21 protein-coding genes are annotated in these 21,672 nt (G+C 32.0%); 2 read left to right on the top strand and 19 right to left on the bottom strand.

Features of this window, described 5'->3' with window-relative positions; translation table 11 throughout:
* The first annotated feature begins 17 nt into the window (after window positions 1-17).
* Complete coding sequence (locus D7I45_RS03170) at window positions 18-206, top strand: DUF2929 family protein (protein WP_120784310.1); 189 nt, start codon at window positions 18-20, stop codon at window positions 204-206.
* Window positions 207-241: 35 nt separating this feature from the next.
* Here D7I45_RS03170 and D7I45_RS03165 read toward each other — a convergent pair whose 3' ends face one another.
* From D7I45_RS03165 to rpsU, 15 genes are all read right to left on the bottom strand, one after another.
* A complete protein-coding gene (locus D7I45_RS03165) occupies window positions 242-2,824 on the bottom strand; it encodes an ATP-dependent Clp protease ATP-binding subunit (RefSeq protein WP_120784309.1) in 2,583 nt (860 codons plus the stop codon).
* A gap of 104 nt (window positions 2,825-2,928) precedes the next feature.
* Window positions 2,929-4,164: a peptidase T gene (gene pepT, locus D7I45_RS03160; protein WP_120784308.1), complete on the bottom strand. Its 1,236-nt coding sequence runs from the start codon at window positions 4,162-4,164 to the stop codon at window positions 2,929-2,931.
* A gap of 12 nt (window positions 4,165-4,176) precedes the next feature.
* Window positions 4,177-4,980 carry a Nif3-like dinuclear metal center hexameric protein gene (locus tag D7I45_RS03155; RefSeq protein WP_120784307.1) on the bottom strand — a complete coding sequence of 268 codons (804 nt, stop codon included), beginning with the start codon at window positions 4,978-4,980 and terminating at the stop codon, window positions 4,177-4,179.
* Window positions 4,981-5,676: a tRNA (adenine(22)-N(1))-methyltransferase gene (locus D7I45_RS03150; RefSeq protein ID WP_120784306.1), complete on the bottom strand. Its 696-nt coding sequence runs from the start codon at window positions 5,674-5,676 to the stop codon at window positions 4,981-4,983.
* 91 nt (window positions 5,677-5,767) lie between these two features.
* Entirely contained in the window at window positions 5,768-6,880 is a 1,113-nt protein-coding gene (gene rpoD, locus D7I45_RS03145; RefSeq protein ID WP_120784305.1) for an RNA polymerase sigma factor RpoD, read from the bottom strand.
* Window positions 6,881-6,896: 16 nt separating this feature from the next.
* Window positions 6,897-8,726 carry a DNA primase gene (dnaG, locus tag D7I45_RS03140; RefSeq protein ID WP_120784304.1) on the bottom strand — a complete coding sequence of 610 codons (1,830 nt, stop codon included), beginning with the start codon at window positions 8,724-8,726 and terminating at the stop codon, window positions 6,897-6,899.
* A gap of 115 nt (window positions 8,727-8,841) precedes the next feature.
* Complete coding sequence (gene glyS / locus D7I45_RS03135) at window positions 8,842-10,920, bottom strand: glycine--tRNA ligase subunit beta (protein ID WP_120784303.1); 2,079 nt, start codon at window positions 10,918-10,920, stop codon at window positions 8,842-8,844.
* Window positions 10,920-11,852 (bottom strand): glycine--tRNA ligase subunit alpha, encoded by a 933-nt coding sequence (gene glyQ, locus D7I45_RS03130; RefSeq protein WP_120784302.1) that lies wholly within the window; start codon window positions 11,850-11,852, stop codon window positions 10,920-10,922. Before glyQ ends, glyS begins: the two co-directional genes overlap by 1 nt.
* A 284-nt stretch (window positions 11,853-12,136) precedes the next feature.
* Window positions 12,137-12,898 carry a DNA repair protein RecO gene (recO, locus tag D7I45_RS03125; protein WP_120784301.1) on the bottom strand — a complete coding sequence of 254 codons (762 nt, stop codon included), beginning with the start codon at window positions 12,896-12,898 and terminating at the stop codon, window positions 12,137-12,139.
* Window positions 12,899-12,917: 19 nt separating this feature from the next.
* Window positions 12,918-13,829, bottom strand: coding sequence for a GTPase Era (gene era / locus D7I45_RS03120; RefSeq protein ID WP_120784300.1), 912 nt, complete (start codon window positions 13,827-13,829; stop codon window positions 12,918-12,920).
* A gap of 18 nt (window positions 13,830-13,847) precedes the next feature.
* Window positions 13,848-14,240, bottom strand: a complete 393-nt coding sequence (locus tag D7I45_RS03115) for a diacylglycerol kinase family protein (RefSeq protein ID WP_120784299.1) — start codon at window positions 14,238-14,240, stop codon at window positions 13,848-13,850.
* The gene (ybeY, locus tag D7I45_RS03110; RefSeq protein ID WP_120784298.1) at window positions 14,218-14,700 is read right to left on the bottom strand and encodes an rRNA maturation RNase YbeY; all 483 of its coding nucleotides are present in this window, start codon (window positions 14,698-14,700) and stop codon (window positions 14,218-14,220) included. The genes D7I45_RS03115 and ybeY overlap by 23 nt, the downstream gene beginning before the upstream one ends.
* An 11-nt stretch (window positions 14,701-14,711) precedes the next feature.
* A complete protein-coding gene (locus D7I45_RS03105; RefSeq protein ID WP_120784297.1) occupies window positions 14,712-15,692 on the bottom strand; it encodes a PhoH family protein in 981 nt (326 codons plus the stop codon).
* A 119-nt stretch (window positions 15,693-15,811) separates the two neighbouring features.
* A complete protein-coding gene (locus D7I45_RS03100) occupies window positions 15,812-16,255 on the bottom strand; it encodes a GatB/YqeY domain-containing protein (protein WP_120784296.1) in 444 nt (147 codons plus the stop codon).
* A gap of 67 nt (window positions 16,256-16,322) precedes the next feature.
* On the bottom strand, window positions 16,323-16,517 hold the full coding sequence (rpsU, locus tag D7I45_RS03095; protein WP_120784295.1) for a 30S ribosomal protein S21: 195 nt from the start codon (window positions 16,515-16,517) through the stop codon (window positions 16,323-16,325).
* A 163-nt stretch (window positions 16,518-16,680) separates the two neighbouring features.
* Between rpsU and D7I45_RS03090 the strand changes: the two genes are divergently transcribed.
* Entirely contained in the window at window positions 16,681-17,493 is an 813-nt protein-coding gene (locus D7I45_RS03090) for a pyruvate, water dikinase regulatory protein (RefSeq protein ID WP_120784294.1), read from the top strand.
* 44 nt (window positions 17,494-17,537) lie between these two features.
* On the opposite strand, the gene D7I45_RS03085 is transcribed toward D7I45_RS03090, so the two are convergent.
* The 4 genes from D7I45_RS03085 to D7I45_RS03070 are packed head-to-tail and all read right to left on the bottom strand — an operon-like array spanning window position 17,538 to window position 21,672.
* Window positions 17,538-18,407 carry a deoxyribonuclease IV gene (locus D7I45_RS03085; protein WP_242446921.1) on the bottom strand — a complete coding sequence of 290 codons (870 nt, stop codon included), beginning with the start codon at window positions 18,405-18,407 and terminating at the stop codon, window positions 17,538-17,540.
* A 25-nt stretch (window positions 18,408-18,432) separates the two neighbouring features.
* The gene (locus tag D7I45_RS03080; RefSeq protein ID WP_120784292.1) at window positions 18,433-19,656 is read right to left on the bottom strand and encodes a CDP-glycerol glycerophosphotransferase family protein; all 1,224 of its coding nucleotides are present in this window, start codon (window positions 19,654-19,656) and stop codon (window positions 18,433-18,435) included.
* 23 nt (window positions 19,657-19,679) lie between these two features.
* Complete coding sequence (locus D7I45_RS03075) at window positions 19,680-20,489, bottom strand: ABC transporter permease (protein WP_120784291.1); 810 nt, start codon at window positions 20,487-20,489, stop codon at window positions 19,680-19,682.
* Between the two features lie 16 nt (window positions 20,490-20,505).
* Window positions 20,506-21,672, bottom strand: coding sequence for a CDP-glycerol glycerophosphotransferase family protein (locus D7I45_RS03070; RefSeq protein WP_205570330.1), 1,167 nt, complete (start codon window positions 21,670-21,672; stop codon window positions 20,506-20,508).

The following is a 21,672-nucleotide window of genomic DNA, read 5'->3' as shown; positions in this document are numbered from 1 at the left end:
ATTGTGAGGTGGATACTATGAAATCTATTATTGCAAACATTACAGTTATTTTTTGGGCATTCATTTTCGGTGAAATTCTAGGATACATTACCAGTCAATTAACTGGTCTATCATACAATTTCACTGAAATTGGTGTTCTAGCAGCAGTAGTTGTTTTAATTACTGTTAACTGTTTATCATTTATGTTTAAACGTTCAGTTAAATAATAAAAGCTCAAGTTTAAAACTTGAGCTTTTTTATTTTATTCAAATGTTAAATGGTTATCTGCTAACCCTACTTTTACTGTAGTTTGAGGTTTTAACTTATTAGCAATAATCATCTTAGATAATGGAGTTTCTACATAACGAACTACAAATCTTTGTAGTGGTCTTCCACCATATTGTGGATCATAACCATTATCAGTAATCCAATCTAGTGCATCTTCGCTTATTTCGATGCCCATTTGTTGATCCTTTAATCTATCTGATAATTGACTAATTAGATGTCTTACAATTTCTTTAACATCCTTCTTAGATAATGGCTTAAAGGTAATTACATCGTCAATTCTGTTCAAGAATTCTGGTTTAAAACTACTCTTTAATAACTTTTGAACTTGTTCATGAGCTTTATCAGTTATTTCACCATTCTTGTCGGTTCCTTTCAATAGAATATCAGAACCTAAATTAGAAGTCATAATTAAAATAGTATTCTTAAAATCAACTGTATGACCTTGACCATCAGTAAGTCTTCCATCGTCTAATACTTGTAATAATACATTAAATACATCCGGATGAGCTTTTTCAATTTCATCGAATAAAACTATGGTGTATGGATCTCTACGAACAGCTTCAGTTAGTTGGCCACCTTCTTCATATCCTACATATCCAGGTGCTGCACCTACTAATCTAGATACAGATTCCTTTTCCATGTATTCAGACATATCAATACGAACCATATGTTCTTCAGAATCAAATAGGTTTTCAGCTAATGTCTTAGCTAATTCAGTCTTACCTACACCAGTAGGTCCTAAGAATAAGAATGAACCTAGTGGCTTGCTTGGATCTTGTAATCCAGCACGAGAACGCAATACAGCATCAGATACCGCTTCAACGGCTTCATTTTGACCTACTACTCGTTTATGCAAGTTATCAGCCAAGTGTAATAATTTTTCTCTTTCACCTTGCATCAATCTAGAAACTGGAATATTAGTTTCACGACTCAATACGTCCGCAATACCATCTTCAGTTACTGATTCACTAACTAACCAATCATCCGTGTGATCTTGTGATTCAAGTTGTTTTAATTCCTCTTCTAACTTAGGAATAGTGCCATGTTTTAAGACAGCAGCTTTATTCAAATCATATGAACTTTCAGCTTGTTGTAAATCATTTTTAGCTTGGTCTAATTCAGACTTCTTATCTCCTAATTTTTGAATGGAATTCTTTTCTTGACTCCATCTAGCATTCAAATTATTTACCTTTTCTTGTAAGTTAGCTAATTCTGGCTTTAATTTAGCTAATCTTTCTTTGGATTCATCGTCTTCTTCATTCTTTAATGCTGCTTCTTCCACTTTAGCACGCATTAACTTACGATTTGCTTGATCTAATTCAGTAGGATTGGAGTTCATTTCCACTTCAATAGTAGAAGATGCTTCATCTACTAAATCAATAGCTTTATCTGGTAAATAACGATCAGGAATATAACGATCAGACATCTTTGCAGCAGCAACTAAGGCATTATCATGAATTCTAACTCCATGATGAATTTCCAATCTTTCCTTAATTCCACGAAGAATAGTAATGGTGTCATCTACAGATGGTTCATTAACTAAAACTCTTTGGAAACGTCTTTCAAGAGCCTTATCCTTTTGCATGTATTTTCTGTATTCATCTACTGTAGTAGCACCAATTAAGTGTAGTTCCCCTCTGGCTAACATAGGCTTCAAGATATTACCTGCGTCCATGCTACCTTCGGATTTACCAGCTCCCACAATGTTATGAATTTCATCAATGAACATAATAATTTGTCCATCAGATTTCTTAACAGCTTTTAGTACCGCTTTTAGACGTTCTTCGAATTCACCACGGTACTTAGCACCAGCAATTAAAGAACTCATATCTAATTCAAATAAGCTCTTATTCTTTAAGTTTTCAGGAACATCATTTACGGCTATTCTTTTAGCTAAGCCTTCTACAATAGCAGTTTTTCCTACACCAGGATCTCCGATTAGTACTGGGTTGTTCTTAGTCATTCTAGATAGAATTCTTATTACATCAAGAATTTCTTCATCACGACCAATAATAGGACCTAATTTACCTGCTCTAGCTTGAGCAACTAAATCTACTCCGTACTTCTTAAGTGCTTGGAAATTATCTTCTTGATTCTTAGAAGTCACTTTCTCTCCACCTCTAATAGTATCTACTTCGTTAATAACTTTTTGTTTAGTAATATCTTGTTGTTTTAAATAGTCAACTAACTTATTGCCAGATACATCCATTAAAGCAATGGTTAGGGTATCTACAGCAATGTATCCATCCCCTAAATCTTCTTTAACAGCGTTGGCTTTTTGCATTAGTTCTAACATACTAGATGAAATGTTTTGTCCATATGAAACATTACTACCATTAACAATAGCAATATCATCTAGTTCACTATCAATTTCATGTTCTAAATCTTTTAAATTAAGTCCTAATTCAGAATAAATTTGTCTAGCTAATTCGCCAGGTTGAATTAAAACTTTAAATAAATGTGCAATTGTTATTTCTTGATGTTTACGATTAGTGGCCACTTTTTGTGCTTCTGACAATGATTTAGTAACCGCTTCTGTTAATTCATCTGGATTCATTTAATTCACCTACTTAAATAAAAATACCTATGAGTTTTTAACTCATAGGTAAATTTTAGCAAATGATAATATAAAATGAAAATAATTTGACCTTTTCTGACTAATTATTTTTCTGCATTAAGCTTAGCAATTTCAATAATTACATCACAAGCTTTTTCCATAGTTTGTAATGATACATATTCAAATCTACCATGCATGTTTTCTCCACCAGCAAATAAGTTAGGTGTAGGTAATCCTTTAAAAGATATAGTAGAACCATCAGTACCACCACGAACAGGGAAAATATCTGGTTTAACATCTACATTAGTCATAGCTTTTTTAGCTAAATCAATTACTTCCATATGTTTCTTAATTACTTCCGCCATGTTGTAATATTGATCTTTTACATCAATTTGTACTCGTTCTTCATCAAAACGCTTATTCATTTCAGCAGCAATCTTTTTAACGTAATCTTTTCTAGCATTAAATCTATTCATATCATGATCACGAATAATGTATGACAACTTAGCGCTATCTGCTGTACCTTCCATATCAATTAAGAAATAGAAGCCCTCTCTATCTGTAGTGTATTCAGGACGTTCATATTTAGGTAGATAACTATTAAATTCCATTGCCAATAATGCGGCATTTACCATAACATCTTTGGCTTCACCAGGATGAACATCCGTACCTTTAAAGGTTACTGTAGCACTTGCAGCGTTGAAAGTTTCATATTGTAATTGTCCTTCAGCACCACCGTCTACCGTGTATGCCATATCAGCGCCAAAATCATCCACATCAAATTGTAAAGAACCAGTACCTATTTCTTCATCTGGTCCAAATGCTACTTCAATTTCTCCGTGCTTAATTTCAGGATGTTCAAGCAAATATTTCATAGAAGAAATTATTTCTGATACACCTGATTTATCATCGGCACCTAACAAAGTAGTTCCATCAGTAGTAATCAATGTATGTCCATTATACTTATTTAGACTTGGAAATACTTTAGGATCTAGTTTGTATTCACCATCACCTAATTTAATAATGGATTTACCATCATAATTATCTATGATTTGTGGATTAACGTTAACTGAATTAAAATCAGCTGTATCAATATGTGAAATAAAACCAATCTTTGCTACATCATAATCAACATTAGATGGTAAAGTGGCAAACACATAAGCACTTTGTTCATTTGTTCTAACATTGGATAATCCAATATTTTCCAATTCACCCTTTAGTTGATTTAAAAATTCAGTTTCACGTGATGCAGATGGAATGGTTTTACTATTTTCATCTGAACGAGTGTTAATTTTTACATATTTTAAAAAACGAGGTAATAAATCTTCATATTTTGACATGGTTGCATCCCCTTATATAAATAGATATGGATCTGTATTTATATTAGATTCTATCACATCTACTGACCAATCAAACTCTTTTGCCCATTCTTTAAACATTTCAGCTAAATATGGTTTACAAATACTTTCAATATGGTGACCAGGATCTACTACAGACATGTGATTTGCAATCATATCATGCCCTACGTGGTAATAAACATCTCCAGTTACATAAACATCAGCTTTCTTTTGCTTAGCAATTGAATAAAATTTACCGCCATCTCCACCAAGTACGGCAACTCGCTTAACCGGATGGTCTAACTCGTGACTTACCAATCTAAGTCCATCTACGTTAAAGTATTCCTTACATTTCTTCGCAAAATCTAAGACTGTAGTAGCTTCTTTTAGCTCACCAATTCTACCCATGTAATATTCATGACCTAAATATTCACCTTGGTCCACTAATCCTTCTACATTTCTTAAGTCCATAGCTTCAGCTAACCAATCATTCATTCCGCCTTCAGCATTATCTAAATTAGTATGTGCTGAATAAACTACGATATCATGCTTGATAATATCGGCATACATTTTATTTTGTGGATTACTTAAATCTAAGTTTTTAGCTGGTCTAAACATTAATGGATGATGTGAAAAAATCATATTACATCCCTTATCAATAGCTTCTTTTACTACTTCAGGTCTCACATCTAATGTGACTAATACCTTAGAAACATCTTGATCTAAATTACCAATCTGTAATCCTATTGGATCTCCGTCCACTGCAATATTTTTTGGAGCAAATTTTTCAAATTGATTAACTAATTCGATAGCTTTCATTTATAACACCTCTTTAATTTCATCAATTTCGTCATTCATCATCTTAATTTTATCTACAGGTTTATCATGTTTAGCTTGATTCATTTGTTTAATAACTGACTTAATTCTTTGGATTTCGTTTTCCCATTTTTCAACGAAGACTTCTGAATGTTCGCGCATTAAGAAAGGTCCAAATTTTAATTCTTGTTGAGTATATTCAACTTTTTTACTAGTCTTTTTAGCAAGAATAATTTCGTAAGTGTGACCATCTTCTCTTAGAATCTTTTCGTCAGCAATTTCATAGTTATTTTGCATTAACCATTCTCTTAATCTATCTTCACCCACGTTAGGTTGCAAAACTAGTAGTTCTTTACCATTTAGATGGGACTTTCCTTGCTCTAAAATTCTTCTGATTAAGGTTCCACCCATTCCGGCAATAGTAACACAATTAATTCTGTCTTCGGGATGAATAGATAGTAAACCATCAGCTAATCTAGTATCCATGTAATCAGATAAATTTTCACTCATAATTTCATGTTTAGCGTTTTCTAAAGGTCCTTTGGCAACCTCACTGGCAATACCATACTCTATTTTATTTTTCTTCAACAAATATACGGGAAGATAAGCATGATCTGACCCAATATCGGCAACCCTACTATTTTGTGGTACAAAGTCTGCCACTGTTTTTAAACGTTGTGATAATTTGTTTGCGTCCATATAAACACCTTTTCTACTTATTTAATACTTATATTATAACGGTAAAAGCAAATAAAAAACAGATGGCATAAGCCATCTGTTTTAGTTTTAATTATTCAAGAAAATCCTTTAATTGCTTACTACGTGAAGGATGACGTAATTTTCTAAGTGCCTTAGCTTCAATTTGTCTAATTCTTTCACGAGTAACACCAAATACTTTTCCGACTTCTTCAAGAGTTCTAGTACGTCCGTCATCTAGACCAAAACGTAATCTTAGAACATTTTCTTCACGGTCAGTTAAAGTATCTAATACACCTTCTAATTGTTCTTTTAGAAGTTCATAAGCAGCATGGTCTGCAGGACTAGTTGCATCTTGATCTTCAATAAAGTCACCCAAGTGAGAATCATCTTCTTCACCAATTGGTGTTTCCAATGAAACTGGTTCTTGAGAAATCTTTAGAATGCTACGAACTTTTTGTGTAGGCATATCCATTTCAGCACCAATTTCTTCAGGAGCTGGTTCACGACCAAGATCTTGAAGTAATTGTCTTTGAATACGAATTAACTTGTTAATAGTTTCAACCATGTGAACTGGAATTCTGATAGTTCTTGCTTGGTCGGCAATTGCACGAGTAATGGCTTGTCTAATCCACCAAGTAGCGTAAGTAGAGAATTTGAATCCTTTACGGTAATCGAACTTTTCAACAGCTTTCATTAATCCCATGTTACCTTCTTGGATTAAATCAAGGAATTGCATTCCACGACCTACATAGCGTTTAGCAATGGAAACCACAAGACGTAAGTTAGCTTCAGCTAATTCTTGCTTAGCTTCTTCATCGCCCTTTTCAATTCTAAGTGCTAATTCAACTTCTTGATCAGCAGTTAATAATGGAACACGACCAATTTCCTTTAAATACATTCTAACTGGGTCGTTGATTTTAACTCCTGTAGGAGCAGCAGAAGAATTCTTTAGTTCTGATTGAGTAACTTGCTTAGCAGCTTCTAGAGCTCTTGGATCAGGTTCCCCATTTTTGTCTACAACACTAATACCGGCATCTTCAATTTTTTCTAGTAACTTGTACATTTCTTTTTTAGTTAATTTAAAAGGTACCGCAATTGTATCATTTACGTCATCATAGGTAACGTGACCGATCTTTTTTTGCTTCTTAATTAAAGCATTGGTGGATTCTTTTAATTCTTTCTTATTTAATTTCTTTGTAGCCATTAAAATGCCTCCTAAATTAAGCCTTATTACTTAATTGCTTTTTTCGTTGTAAATCAATGATGTCCATAGCCAACTTGGTTTGTCTATCAACATCACCTAACTTTTTCGCTTCATTTAGATCCGCCTTTTTTTGCTTAATTTGATCATCTAACGGAGCTTCGGTCATTATTATATTAACATAATCATCAATCTCTTCAAAAGATGAATGTTCAGAAATTTGTGTCATTTCAATATTAATTAGGAAATGTTGTAACTTCTCATCCTTAATAAAGTCTTGAAATTCAGCACTATTATACTCATCATGATCTTTCATATATCCCTGCGCTAAAGTATACAAAAGTTCATAATTATCATCTACAAATGCAAAATTATCTTTAGTCATTAAGTAATTCCACATTTCTTTAGAATCAAGAATTCGGTGAAATAAGTTTCTTTCCGCAATTTCAACTTTACTATAGGATTTAACATTATTAAATGAAGAGACATTTGTCTGTCCACTATCATGAGGTTCTTCACTTTGTTTTCTTACATCATCTCTTTGAATAAATTTATTCATTTGATTAGTAAGATCTAACTTACTTACATTAAATTGTTCAGCAAGTTGGTTAACGTAAATATCTCTTTCAAGTGGTTGTGGTAATTTAGCAATTTCTTTTAAAACATCATTTATATAAGTTAACTGATCATTTTCATTATCTAAATTACGGTTAAGTTTCAAATAACGCATCTTAAACGACAATGGTGATTCAAGCGCTGATTTCATATATTCAGCAAATTTTTCTTCACCATTTTGTTTACGATACTCATCAGGGTCAACACCTTTAGGCATTTGGATAACGCCTAACTCTAGTTTAGTATTTCCTAGCAAGGACAAAGCTCTGTTAATAGCATTTTGTCCAGGCGCATCCCCATCATAACAAACGTATAATTTCTTAGTAATTCTATTTATGGTATGAACTTGTTCTCTGGTTAAACTAGTTCCCATAGATGCAATTCCATTTTCTACACCTGATTGATATGCTGAAATAACATCCATAAAACCTTCGAATAAAATAACTGTCTTTTCTTTCCTAATAGCATTTTTTGCATCAGAGAAATTGAATAAAATTTTACGTTTATTAAATATTTCAGTTTCAGGACTGTTTAAATACTTAGCTTGACTTTCACTTTTATCTAAGACTCTTCCAGAAAAACCAACGATTGATCCAACCTCATTTTTAATAGGATACATTATTCTATTAAAAAATCTGTCTCTTAATTCTCCATCATCAGACTCTAGAAAAAGACCTGACTTACGCATTGATTGATAGTCAAAACCTTTGTTTTTCAAGAAAGTACTTAAAATTCTATTACTTGGAGCGAAACCTAACTTATAAAATTTTATAGTATCATCAGTAAGTCCACGCTTGTGCAAATAATCTAATGCATGCTGACCATAATCTGTGTTCATCAAAAAATGATTGTATAGTTCAGCTGTTTGTTCATGCATATCAATTAGCTTAGATTCCACTGGATTGACATGAGATTTGCTATTATCTGCATTGGTATATTGTGCTGGTAATTTAATTCCTTGCATATCAGCAACTTTAATTACCGCTTGTGGGAATGAAACATTCTCAAATTCCATAATAAATTTAAATACGTTTCCACCACGTCCACAACTAAAGCAATGAAAGATTTGCTTTTGCTCATTAACTGAAAATGATGGTGTATTTTCTTCATGAAATGGACATAATCCAAATAGATTATTTCCAGATTTACTTAATGATACGAACTGGTTAATTACATCCGCAATATTAGTTTTACTACGAATATCTTCAACCACGTCTTCTGGAATCATTGGCATTTCATTCACCCCTTTACCTACAAAAGTCGCACTTACTACAAAGTGCGACTCTTATACTGATAAATCTAAACAGTAGATAAGATTTTAACAGCATAGTATCGTTTTGTCTACGATATTATTTAACTATTAATTTATTCATATCAGCAAACCATTTAATCATATTAGATAATTTATTTAATTCTCTTAAATGATTATTCTTAACTGATTCATCCTTATCCATAACCATAGTATTATCAAAATATTCATTAATAACATCTTTTAGACTGAATAACTTCTTGTATTCATCACTAGCACTTAGTGAGAAGAAACCATCAGCAACTGCATTAACACTGTCGTGAAGTTTCTTTTCAGAATCATTGCCAAATAGTGATTCATCAACATTTAAGTCATTGTCATCAAAGGATTGTTTTTCAGCAATTCTCATAACACGAGTTAAAGCTTCAATTGATTCCTTAAATCCTTCGTCTTCTTTGTGATCAGAAAGCATATTAGCAACTTCACAAATGAATTCAATATTATCATTAGTTGCATTAGAAGCAGCGTCAATAATATCATGACTTACTTTATCAGATTTAAGTTGTTTTACAATTCTGTCCTTAATGAATTCTACAATATCATTTATTTCTTTGTTTTGATCTAAATCAGGAGCCACATTAGCTGCTTTTTCTTCACTAATAAAGGTTTCCATCATCTCAGTTAAACTGAAGTTTAATTTTTCATCTTCAACAATTCTTACAATACCGTTTGCTTGTCTTCTTAAAGCATAAGGATCGTTAGAACCACTTGGAATCATACCAGCAGCAAAGAAAGTTAAAATACTATCAAATTTATCTGCTAATGAAAGAACTGAACCTACTTTAGTTTGTGGTAAGTCACCGTTAGCAGAAATTGGCATGTAATGTTCACGAATGGCTGTAGCAACGGCTGGATTTTCACCTTTCAATAATGCGTATTTTTCACCCATTACACCTTGAAGTTCAGAGAATTCTCCAACCATACCAGTTACTAAATCAAATTTGTAAATTTGTGCAGCACGAAGAACATCTTTCATTTCATCATCAGTCAATCCAACATGTTGACCGATAACCTTAGCAATAACTCCTACACGTTGCATTTTTTCATACATAGTAGAAATCTTGTCATGGAAACTAACTTTCTTAAGTTTGTTTACATAGAAATCAATATCATTGGCTTGATCTTCTTGGTAGAAGAACATTGCATCTTCAAGACGAGCAGTTAGTACCTTTTCATTTCCGGCAACCACGTTTTCGATGTATTCACTATTTCCATTTCTTACTGAAATAAAGTATGGAAGAATGTCACCATCTTGGTTATTTACGTAGAAGAATCTTTGGTTATCACGCATAGAAGTAATTAATACTTCAGCAGGTAATTGTAAGTATTTTTCATCAAACTTACCAAAGAATGCAGTTGGCCATTCAACCAAGTTGTTAACTTCTTCTAGTAATCCAGGATTAATGTTAATAACCCAGTTGTTTTCGTCTTGAATTTGTTTAATTTGTTTAACAATTAAATCTTTTCTCTTTTGTGCATCTACAATTACAAATTCATTCTTTAACTTGTCTTCATATTCATCAGCTGAATCAATAGTTACATCTTTACCTAAGAAACGATGACCTCTACTAATTCTACCGGCTTTAACATCTAAGATTTGAATTGGTAGAACATCGTTATCCAATAATGCAACCATCCATCTAATAGGACGAATAAATTCAAGATGATATACGTTCCATTTCATTAAGGTTGGGAATGTCATACTTGTGATAACATCCTTCAATCCCATTAATACATCTTTAACATCTTTTCCTGCAATATGCTTTTCAACAAATACATATTCAGTACCCTTAACGTCCTTAAATGTAATGTCATCAGTAGTTAAACCTTGACCTTTAGTAAAACCAATAGCTGCTTTAGACCAATTACCTTCGTCATCTAAAGCAATCTTTTTAGAAGGTCCTTTAACTGTCTTATTAACATCAGGTTGTTTGTCAGCTAATCCAGAAATTTGAATAGTCAAACGACGAGGAGTAGAAAAAGGCTTAATGTCTTCAAAATCAATTCTTTGTTCTTTTAAATAATCTTGTGTTTTCTTAACTAATTGATTGATACTAGGAGTTACCACATGAGCTGGCATTTCTTCTAATCCAATTTCTAGCAAAAATGTATGTGCCATTATTTTTCCTCCTTATTGTCATCATCTTTTAGAAGTGATTGTCTTAATTTTTCATCTTTAATAAGTGGGAAACCAAGTTTCTTTCTTTCAGCAATAAATGCTTTAGCAATGGATCTAGCCATACGTCTAATTCTTGATAAGTATCCTGCACGTTCAGTAACTGAAACTGCACCACGAGCATCCAATAAGTTAAATGTATGACTGCACTTTAATACGTAATCATATGCTGGGTGAACTAAACCATTCTTGATTTGTTTTTTGGCTTCTTCTTCAAAATCGTCAAACATCTTAAGTAACATTTCTTGATTGCTTTCTTCAAAACTGTACTTAGAATGTTCATATTCAGGTTCTTTAAAGATGTCACCATACTTAACACCATCACTCCATTGTAAATCAAAAACATTATTTACATCTTGTACATAAGATGCTAAACGTTCCAATCCATAAGTGATTTCAGATGCTACTGGGTTCATTTCTTGACCACCGACGATTTGGAAATAAGTAAATTGAGTAACTTCCATACCATCAAGCCAGATTTCCCAACCAACACCGGCACAACCCATAGATGGGTTTTCCCAGTTGTCTTCAACGAAACGAATATCGTGTTCAATAGGATTAATACCAAGTTCTTTTAAACTATCTAGGTATAATTCTTGAATGTTTTCAGGTGAAGGCTTCATAATAACTTGGAATTGATGATGTTGGTATAAACGGTTAGGGTTTTCACCATATCTACCATCAGCAGGTCTTCTGGAAGGTTCTACATATGCAGCTTTCCATGGTTCAGGTCCAATTGCTCTAAGGAAAGTGTATGGACTCATAGTTCCGGCACCTTTTTCAGTATCGTATGCTTGCATAAGCATGCAACCCTTAGATGACCAATATTGTTGTAATTTTAAAATAATCTCTTGCATTGACAACTTATCTGTCATTTTACTTCCTCCTATTTAACGAACGAATGGCATAAAAAAAACCTATGTAAAAAGTATAGTTAAATACAGTTCACATAGGGACGATTTTTCGCGGTTCCACCCTACTTCTGATTAGCATCAGCAGCTTAATTTCTTTGGTTCAAAAAGTGCCAATCACTTAATTCGTATAGATAGCTTACACTAACCTATCTTCGCTGTGATACAGGATTAAGTGACCCTCTTTTATCATTACCATTCGTATTCATTTAATTTAATAATAGTTTACAATTTTTAAAAAGTCAATTCTATAATTTTAAATCATTCATTTGATCTAAGAAACTTTTGCTTTTCAAATGAATTCCTACAGAATCATTATATATTTTATCCAAAAGTTGTCGCAAACTTTTCTTGGTAGTATCTCCTACATTAATTTTACTTATTTTGGATAAATCAATGACCGAAAATTTTCTTAAATAATAAATAGTTTTCTGGTCTAAATGTAATCTATGTGGATCTAAATGAAAATGATTTTGGCATAATAATCCACCATATGCTTCTGAAAAATCAAAGTTCGAATTAGTTTCTCCACATATTACACATCCCCGCAATTCAGGTTGAACCCCAAATTGACTCAATAATTGAATTTCACAAATATTGGTAATAATTGCTGGATCCATTCCATTATCAATTAATTTAAGGGCATCAAACAACTTATTAAACCAAGTCAAAATGGGGACTGAATCTGGATATGCTGCATCTATTAAAGACATGATATAAGTAGCATATGCATTTAAAAAGATATCTGAGCTAATATTTTCATAATGATCAGTATCTAACGCACTGTATATATATGACAGACTGTTGCTATTTATTTTTCCAGAATAAGTTCCGTAAGTAAATGGTAGAATATCTGCCATCATCTTAAATCCGCGTTTTCTAGCACCACGAATGAAAAACATTTTCTTTCCAGATTCAGCAGTAATAAACTTCACTAACATATCATTTTCTTTATAGTCTTTTCTATATAACAAAATGCCGTGAAAATTCATATAAGTTTGTGAATTCATAGTTATTCACCAACCACTTTTAATAGTTATCTTTCTTGTTGTATCCTAATGACTTCAAAATAGAAGATTCATCACGCCAACCTGGATGAACCTTAATCCATAATTTCAAGTAGACCTTATTTCCTAATAGTGATTCAATATCTTGTCTAGCTAAGGTTCCAATTTTCTTCAACATGGAACCTTGCTTACCAATTAAGATTCCCTTTTGTCCAGGACGATCAACTAAAATATCTGCCTGAATATCAACATTACCATTTTCTTTTGTCTTCATGCTTAAGACATCAATAGCAACTGAATAAGGAATTTCTTGCTTAGTTAATTTTAAGATTTTTTCTCTAATCAATTCAGCAACAATGAATCTTTCGGGATGATCAGTAACTTCATCTTCAGGATAGTATTGTGGACCTGCAGGTAACAATTCTTTTAGGTTATCCATCAATTCATTAATGTTGTTACCTTGTAAAGCAGAGATTGGAAATACTTCTTTCCAATCCAAAGCCTTTTTATAAGTATCCATGATATCCAATAATTTGTTAGGATTAATTTCATCAATTTTATTAATGATTAAATAAACAGGTTTATCAATGTTTTTCAATCTATTAATAATGAAATTATCACCAGCTCCTCTGGTTTCAGTAGCACTTACCATAAATAGTACTGCATCCACTTCTTTAAGCGCTGAGAAGGCTGATTTTTCCATAAAATCATCTAATTTATTGTTAGGTTTATGAATCCCAGGTGTATCTAAGAAGACAATTTGTGATTCATCATCAGTGTATACACCTTGAATTTTATTTCTAGTAGTTTGTGACTTGTCACTCATAATAGCAATTTTTTGACCAATAATACGGTTTAGAAAAGTTGATTTTCCAACGTTAGGTCTCCCCACAATTGCTACAAATCCTGAATGAAAATTAGGATCGAATTCCATAATAGTTCCTCCATTTACTTAGTTAAATAAAGCTGGTAAGAAAATAATTAGCCCTACTATTACTGCAAAAATAACTGCGATTACCACACCACCAGCAGCAATATCTTTAGTTCTTTTAGCCAATTCGTTATAACGTTTTCCTACTACTAAATCAACAATTGATTCACATAACGTATTAATAACTTCAGCAATTAGCACCGCAAAAATAGCTAGCAAAATCCAAAGCCATTCCGTTACTCTTATCTTCATCCAAAAGGAAAATACAATTACCACTACTGCTACTGATAAATGAAATCGAAAGTTTCGTTCATTTTTCAATAAAGCTGCAATTCCTCTTAGTGCATGAAAAAGAGATGCTAAAAAGCTCTTATTTTTTCCAACTTGCTTGTTATCTTTTAAGCCCATATTCATCCATAATCTTTCTTTGCAATGGGAACATAACTGCTTCATCTTCAGGTTTCATATGATCGTATCCATTTAGATGTAAGAATCCGTGAACTACTAAGAATCCTAATTCTCTTTCATATGAATGATTTAAAAATTCAGCTTGTTCACCTACTTTATCGATAGAAACGAAAATGTCACCGATATTTTCAGGTATTTCAGAAGCCATTTCATCATCCATAATTAATGGAAAATCATCTTCATCATTATCTTCAATGGCAAAACTAATAACATCAGTAGCACGGTCTACACCACGATACTTCTTGTTAATTTCTCTAATTTTGTCATTGTTAACAAAAGTAACTGACATTTCTGTATTATCTTTTAATTTCAAATATTTACTAGCAAATTGTAATACATCATTTACTAGTGAAATGTGTTCTTGGTCTACACCTTTAACTGTTTTATCGTAAATTTCTAAATCCATTTTAAATACCCCTAATTATTATCTTGTTTATTTCTGTATTCTTCATAAGCGTCAATAATTCTAGCAACTACTGGATGTCTTACCACATCTTTAGAATCAAACATTACAAATCTAATTTTTTCAACATCCGCTAAAATCTTTCTTGCTTGCACTAAACCACTACTTGCATGTTTAGGTAAATCGATTTGAGAAATATCACCATTTACAATCATTTTGGATCCAAATCCTAAACGAGTTAAGAACATTTTCATTTGTGCAGTAGTAGTATTTTGCGCTTCATCCAATATTACAAACGCTGAATCTAAGGTTCGACCTCTCATGTATGCTAGAGGAGCAATTTCAATAACTCCTCTTTCCATTAATCTAGCTGTATGCTCACGACCCAAAATAGAATGTAGCGCATCATAAATTGGTCGTAAATATGGATCTACCTTTTCTTTTAAGTCACCAGGAAGAAATCCTAAGCTTTCACCAGCTTCTACCGCTGGACGGGTTAAGATTATCTTTTCAACATCACCATGTTTCAACGCTGCAATAGCCATAACCACTGCTAAATAAGTCTTTCCTGTTCCGGCTGGACCTATTCCAAATGTTATATCATTATGCTTAACAGATTGAACATATTGACGTTGTCCGAAATTCTTAACACGGACTGGTTTTCCCTTGAAATCTTTTATTAAAACTTGATTATACAATTCACCAAAATAATCTAAGGTGCCATTTTTCGCCATATTCATAGCACTAACGACATCACTACTATTTAATGTGATTCCACCTTGTATTAACCCCATTAGTTTTTGTAAAATCGAAATAACTTTATTAACATTCTCTTGGCTTCCAGTAACTTTTACATTAGTTCCAAAAGCATTAATTGAGACTTCCATACCTTCTTCAAGAATTGTAACGTATCTATTTTGTGCACCTAACAACATAGGTTCAAAATCTAAATTTTCAATAATAAATTCTTTAGTTACTTCAGTATTTTCTGTCAATATAGCGACTCCTTTTTTGTTGATAATCAAATATTAGCACAGTTTTTGACTTTAAAAAAGATATTAATATATATGTATTATAAAAAATCACTTCCATAAAAACAGAAGCGATTTTTTTATTATCCTAAGTGTGCCTTTACTGATTGGTTAACTACAGAACCATCAGCCTTGCCTTTAACCTTAGGCATAATTGCACCCATTACTTTTCCAAAATCGGACATAGCAGAAGCGTTAACTTCTTTAATAGTTTCTTCTACTAGCTTGTCGATTTCGTCCTTAGACATTTGTTTTGGAGCATATTTATTCAAAACTTTTAATTGTTCTTCTTGTTCAGCAACAAGGTCGTCTCTACCGCCTTCTTTAAATTCAGCAATAGATTCTTTACATTGTTTAACTTCGCGAGAAATAACTGTTAATTCTTCGTCGTCAGACAAATCATGTCCCAGTTGAATTTTTTCATTAGTTAAAGCAGTTTTGATAGAACGAATTACATTTAAAGCGTTCTTATCATGTGCCTTCATAGCACTTTTTAGATCTTCAGTTAAGTTATCAGAAATACTCATAACAATTTCTCCCCTGTCTGTTTCTCTAAAAAAAACGTTCCTGAAATAACAGGAACGTTTTTAATAATTAAAAGCGACGTCTTTTCTTCTTGTTGTTGCGCTTTCTTGCTGCTTCAGATTTTAACTTACGTTTAACACTTGGTTTTTCGTAGAATTCTCGCTTGCGGTATTCACGTAATGTACCGTTTCTAGAAACTGTACGTTTGAAACGACGAAGAGCATCATCAAGAGATTCGTTTTTACGAACGACTGTTTTTGACATATGAAAATTCCCTCCCTCCGAGCTCAAAATACAACAGTTATCTTTCTCAATTGAACTGTTCCCTATAATTATACAAAACAATATAACCATCGTCAATATAACTTTTAAAATTATATGATAGTTTTATGATAAAATTTATTCAGGAGAAAGGAGTGGAATATTTTTGAAAAATATCACTATTTTTGCCATATCAGATTCTAGTGGTGAAACTGCCATGCAAGTTGCTAAAACTGCAGGGGTTCAATTTGAGGATGCTAATATTTCTTATGAAAGATATCCCTTTATCACTACTGAATCTATGCTATTAGGAATTCTAAAAATTGCTAATCAAAAACAAGCTGTCATTTTTCATACTCTTGCTAATACAAATTTAAGTAAATTAGTAGAAGAATTTTGTGAAAAACAACAACTACAAAATTTCGATTGCTTACAAAGACCTATGCAAATAATTAGTAATCGTCTTGGTGCGTTACCAGAAAAAGCTACTGGATTATCACATAATTTAAACGAAGATTACTTTAAACGTATTGAAGCCATGGAATTTTCTGTAGAAAATGATGATGGAAGTAATCCTGAAAATTTGGATAAAGCAGATGTTGTTATATTAGGTATTTCTAGAACATCTAAGACACCGCTATCTCTATATTTGGCAAACAAGCAATTAAAAGTTTCCAATATTCCTATTGGACCTAGCATTCAATTACCAAAGGAAATTTGGAACATAAATCCTGAACGCATATTTGGATTAACTAGCAATGCAAACAATATAAAGAAAATTCGCCAAGCTAGGATGATTTCATATGGATTAAATGAAGAAACACCTTATTCAAATTCTGATCATATACAAAAAGAACTAGATTATGCTGATCAACTATATAAAAAAATCGGTTGTCTAGTAATCAATGTGCATAATAAATCCATTGAAGAAACTGCCACAATCATTATGGAAAGTCTTAACTTAGATACTAAGGAATAAAAAAGCCCTCTTAAGTTATTTAAAATAATTTAAGAGGGTTATTTTTATTGATTTTTAATGTCATCCATCAAATTATTGTTAAAGGATTGTTCTTTTAACATTTTAACTTCAAAGTAATGAGGTGATAATTTCTTTTTACTACCATCTAATTTAACAGCTGGAGTTTCCATAATTTTAGGAACATCTACTAATGCATCATGATGGGCAATATAATTTAAGGAGTCAAATCCAATAGTTCCTAAGCCGATAATTTCATGTCTATCTTTATGACTTCCAAAATCATTCTTAGAATCATTAAGATGCACTACTTTTAATCTATCTAAGCCAATAACATGATCAAATTCATTTAAAACTCCATCAAAATCATTTTTAACATCGTAACCTGCATCATTAGTATGACAAGTATCAAAGGTAACTGATAATTTATCATTATTCTTGACCCCATCAATAATTTGAGCCAATTCTTCAAATGTTTTTCCTACTTCAGTACCTTTTCCAGCCATAGTTTCTAAAGCAATTTGTACTTTTTGATTAGGATCAATTACTTCGTTCAATCCTTCAGCAATTTGCTTGATTGCTGCATCAGCACCAGCTCCAACGTGTGAGCCAGGATGTAAAACAATTTGTGAAGCACCAATAGCTTCTGCTCTTTGAATTTCATCATGCAAGAAATTGATACCAAATTTAAAGTTTTGTGGTTTAGAAACATTTCCTAAATTAATAATATAAGGCGCATGAACAACGGTACTTACAATACCATGTTCCTTCATATATGCTTTTCCCTCATCTGCTCTTAATTCAGAAATAGGCTTTCTTCTAGTGTTTTGTGGTGCACCTGTGTACACCATAAATGCATTTTCACCATAACTTTCAGCTTCTTTTGCAGAACCTAAAAACATGGTGGAACCATTCATACTAACATGTGAACCAATTATGAATTTATTTTCCATTGCTAATTTTCCTCATTTCATCTACAAATAATTCAGAAGAATTAGCTGATTCCCAACCACAGTACTTATCATAAAATTTATCCATTTTATCATCGTATTCATCAAATTTATGATTCTTGTTAAATTGATTGATAGCTTTATAGAAATCTTCTTCCTTTTCAACTACAGGACCAGGTAATTCACTTCTATAGTCGAAGTAGAAACCTCTTATATCACCTGCATAATGCTTTAAATCATAAGCATAGAAAAGCATTGGTCTCTTTAAGTTAGCATAATCAAACATTACTGATGAATAATCTGTGATTAATAAATCAGAAATCAAATATAAGTCACTAATATCTTCATTCACCATGATTTTAACACGATCTTCATATCCTTCGATATTAATAAGGTCTTTAACCAAGTAGTGTGGTCTAATGATTAACATAGTATCATCATCGACATTATCGAAGAATTTAGCTAAATCAAACTGAAATTCAAAATTATAAACACCTTTACGTTTATAGTCATCATCACGCCATGTAGGAGCATATGTAATGATTCTTATATCGTCTCTGCCAAAATATTTTTTCTTTAATCGACTAATATTTTCAGCATTGTTGTCAGTGTATAAAACATCGTTTCTTGGATATCCAATATCTAGAAAATGATTATTGAAATCAAATGCTCTTGCAAAAATATCTTTAGAATATTGATTAGGAGCAATTAAATAATCCCAACGATGTGCTTCATGTGTAAAATTACGTTTGTATCTTTCAGTATTAGTACCTGGCATCATTACATTTTCAATGTCTACACCTAATTTCTTTAATGGTGTTCCGTGCCAAGTTTGCATATATACAGTTCCTGAGTTTTTCTTCCACCATTTAGGTGTTCTAGAATTAAATACCCAGAAATTAGCTCTGGCCATTACCCATACCCATTTAGGCATGAATTTCTTAACCATCTTAACGTCAGGATACATTGCCTTAAAAGTTTTGTATTCAGACTTTCTTACGGTAAAGTATGCCCACTTTTTATATTCTGGATATTTTTCAACCCACTTGTTGTATATAGCAGCTGGGTTATCATTGATGTCTTTTCCTTGAAAGCTTTCAAAGACAGCTGAATTCTTTTTAACTGGTAAAAGAATCAATACTTTATTAATTGTTGAAATGACTTTTCTAATTAACTTTTTTATAAATCTATTAATTTTTTTCTTACTTATTTTCATAACGAATATTTCAATCCCTCTAATTAAATGTAATCAACGAAGCGTGATCTAAATTTGTAATGTAGATGTGAACCTACAAGTAAGAAGAATAATACTGTTAACCAGAAAATTAATGTTAGTAATGGTTTTTGCCAGAACCAATCTTCTCCTAACATAGATTCTCTAAATCCTGAAACAATGTAGAAGAACGGATTTAATTGCAAGAATCTAACGAAGAAAGCTGGAAAGGCATCAGTTTCAAAATTAAACAATACCCCTGACATGTAGAATAATACTCTCATAATAGATTGTAAGAATATTCTGTAATCTCTAATCAAGATAGTAACTGTTGAGTTAAAGATACCAAATGCTAACAACCAGCATGTCATTGCAAAGAAGTAGTATAACCATTGAATCCAATAGATGTTTGGCAATACTCCACCCTTTAAATATCCAATTACAATTGAACAAGCTAACATAGCCCAGAATGAACTTAAGTTAGTTAGAATCTTAATTGAAGGCAATACACTCACTGGGAATTTCATTTTTGATACCATTCCCACTTGAGTATAAATACTCTTAGATGCAGCAAGTGTAACACTGTTCATATAGAACCATGGAGTAATACCAATAACCATCCATGTTAAATAATCAATGCTTCCAGAAGTACCCTTCTTTAATCCAACACCGAAAACTAACCAATAAATTAAGATTTGAATAATGGGATATAGATAAGCCCAGACAATTCCTAAGTAGTGACTTTGGTAATCAGATTTGTCTTGGTACTTAGATACCCTAAACATAATAGGCAAATTTTGAATTTGTTCTTTTATTAATGTAATGACTTCCTTCAAGCCAATCACACTTCCTTTACTTTAAAGTTTTAATATAGCGATCAATTACTCGACTAGTAGCAAATCCATCATTATATTTGTTCCAATGATGGTTGAAATTGGAAAAATCAACTGCCTCATCTTTTTTAATCGCTGTTTGTAAGTCTTCTAAACTAGTAATTGGTTTGGTTGGTAACCAATTTAATAAATCATTTTGAATACCAGGATTTTGTTTGTATTCATCTAAATCAAACATAAAAAACAATAGTGAATGTGCATTTGGTAATAATGAATAATCAAAAGCAACAGATGAATAGTCTGTAATTAAAGTATCAGTGACCACTAACAAATCGGTTGTTGATAATTGATTACAGAAAATAACGTTATCACTAGTTGATTCTTTTTGTAGCTTGGCTTCCAAATCTCTTAATAATGGATGAAGTTTAATCACAACTATCGCATTCTTATCAACCGTTAGAGATTCAATTAGTCCCTTAGGTGGAACAAATGATTTCCCATCATCACGATAAGTAGGTGCATATAAAATCACTCTCTTATTTTTCAACTGAGGGGCAAAATTATAAACTCTTCTTTTAGCGATTTTAATCCATTTCTCTTTAAATAATCTGTCTGATCTTGGATAACCAATCATTTTCATTCTATCAAATGGTACATGATAACTATTTTTAAATACATTTCCCATGGTTTCAGAAGCAACTACATATTCATCAAAGCTGTCATAAACTTTTTGGAAGCGTTTCTTATCAAATACACTTCTTTTATCTGTAGATGCATCTTGCCATCCAAATTTCTTAATAGCACCATTAGCATGCCACAATTGAACAATTTTTAATTCTTTTGGATGAAAAATTCCACCTAGGAAAGGAAAATAATTATCACAAAAAACTATATTGCTAGCCATTATTTTAGGAATTAAATCAAACACTAGCTTTAGTCCATTTTTAAATGGAACTGTTTTTATTCCATAAGCTGCTAAATCAGTTGCAGCAGCCTCATTTGCTGGCTCGTAATATACATAAAGGTTCTTATTTTTGGGCATTTGCCTTGCCATGGACTTAATCAATCCGAGGTTGTTATCAAAACTCATTATATAAATTACATTTGATTTTTTTCTAAAATAAAAAAGCAATGAAACTAGCTTTATTAAAAAAACATAAATAACTTTCAAAACAGTCCCCACCAT

This window comes from Apilactobacillus bombintestini (assembly GCF_003627035.1).
In the GTDB taxonomy this organism is placed as follows: domain Bacteria; phylum Bacillota; class Bacilli; order Lactobacillales; family Lactobacillaceae; genus Apilactobacillus; species Apilactobacillus bombintestini.
The sequence above is the reverse complement of the archived record's forward strand: the minus strand, read 5'-3'. Positions and strand labels throughout refer to the sequence as shown.

Coding starts and splice junctions, on each gene's coding strand:
- D7I45_RS03170 (WP_120784310.1), top strand. CDS start 18: ATGAAATCTATTATTGCAAACATTACAGTTATTTTTTGGGCATTCATT.
- D7I45_RS03165 (WP_120784309.1), bottom strand. CDS start 2,824: ATGAATCCAGATGAATTAACAGAAGCGGTTACTAAATCATTGTCAGAA.
- pepT (WP_120784308.1), bottom strand. CDS start 4,164: ATGTCAAAATATGAAGATTTATTACCTCGTTTTTTAAAATATGTAAAA.
- D7I45_RS03155 (WP_120784307.1), bottom strand. CDS start 4,980: ATGAAAGCTATCGAATTAGTTAATCAATTTGAAAAATTTGCTCCAAAA.
- D7I45_RS03150 (WP_120784306.1), bottom strand. CDS start 5,676: ATGGACGCAAACAAATTATCACAACGTTTAAAAACAGTGGCAGACTTT.
- rpoD (WP_120784305.1), bottom strand. CDS start 6,880: ATGGCTACAAAGAAATTAAATAAGAAAGAATTAAAAGAATCCACCAAT.
- dnaG (WP_120784304.1), bottom strand. CDS start 8,726: ATGCCAATGATTCCAGAAGACGTGGTTGAAGATATTCGTAGTAAAACT.
- glyS (WP_120784303.1), bottom strand. CDS start 10,920: ATGGCACATACATTTTTGCTAGAAATTGGATTAGAAGAAATGCCAGCT.
- glyQ (WP_120784302.1), bottom strand. CDS start 11,852: ATGACAGATAAGTTGTCAATGCAAGAGATTATTTTAAAATTACAACAA.
- recO (WP_120784301.1), bottom strand. CDS start 12,898: ATGAATTCACAAACTTATATGAATTTTCACGGCATTTTGTTATATAGA.
- era (WP_120784300.1), bottom strand. CDS start 13,829: ATGGAATTCGATCCTAATTTTCATTCAGGATTTGTAGCAATTGTGGGG.
- D7I45_RS03115 (WP_120784299.1), bottom strand. CDS start 14,240: ATGAATATGGGCTTAAAAGATAACAAGCAAGTTGGAAAAAATAAGAGC.
- ybeY (WP_120784298.1), bottom strand. CDS start 14,700: ATGGATTTAGAAATTTACGATAAAACAGTTAAAGGTGTAGACCAAGAA.
- D7I45_RS03100 (WP_120784296.1), bottom strand. CDS start 16,255: ATGAGTATTTCTGATAACTTAACTGAAGATCTAAAAAGTGCTATGAAG.
- rpsU (WP_120784295.1), bottom strand. CDS start 16,517: ATGTCAAAAACAGTCGTTCGTAAAAACGAATCTCTTGATGATGCTCTT.
- D7I45_RS03085 (WP_242446921.1), bottom strand. CDS start 18,407: ATGAATGGTTCCACCATGTTTTTAGGTTCTGCAAAAGAAGCTGAAAGT.
- D7I45_RS03080 (WP_120784292.1), bottom strand. CDS start 19,656: ATGAAAATAAGTAAGAAAAAAATTAATAGATTTATAAAAAAGTTAATT.
- D7I45_RS03070 (WP_205570330.1), bottom strand. CDS start 21,672: ATGGTGGGGACTGTTTTGAAAGTTATTTATGTTTTTTTAATAAAGCTA.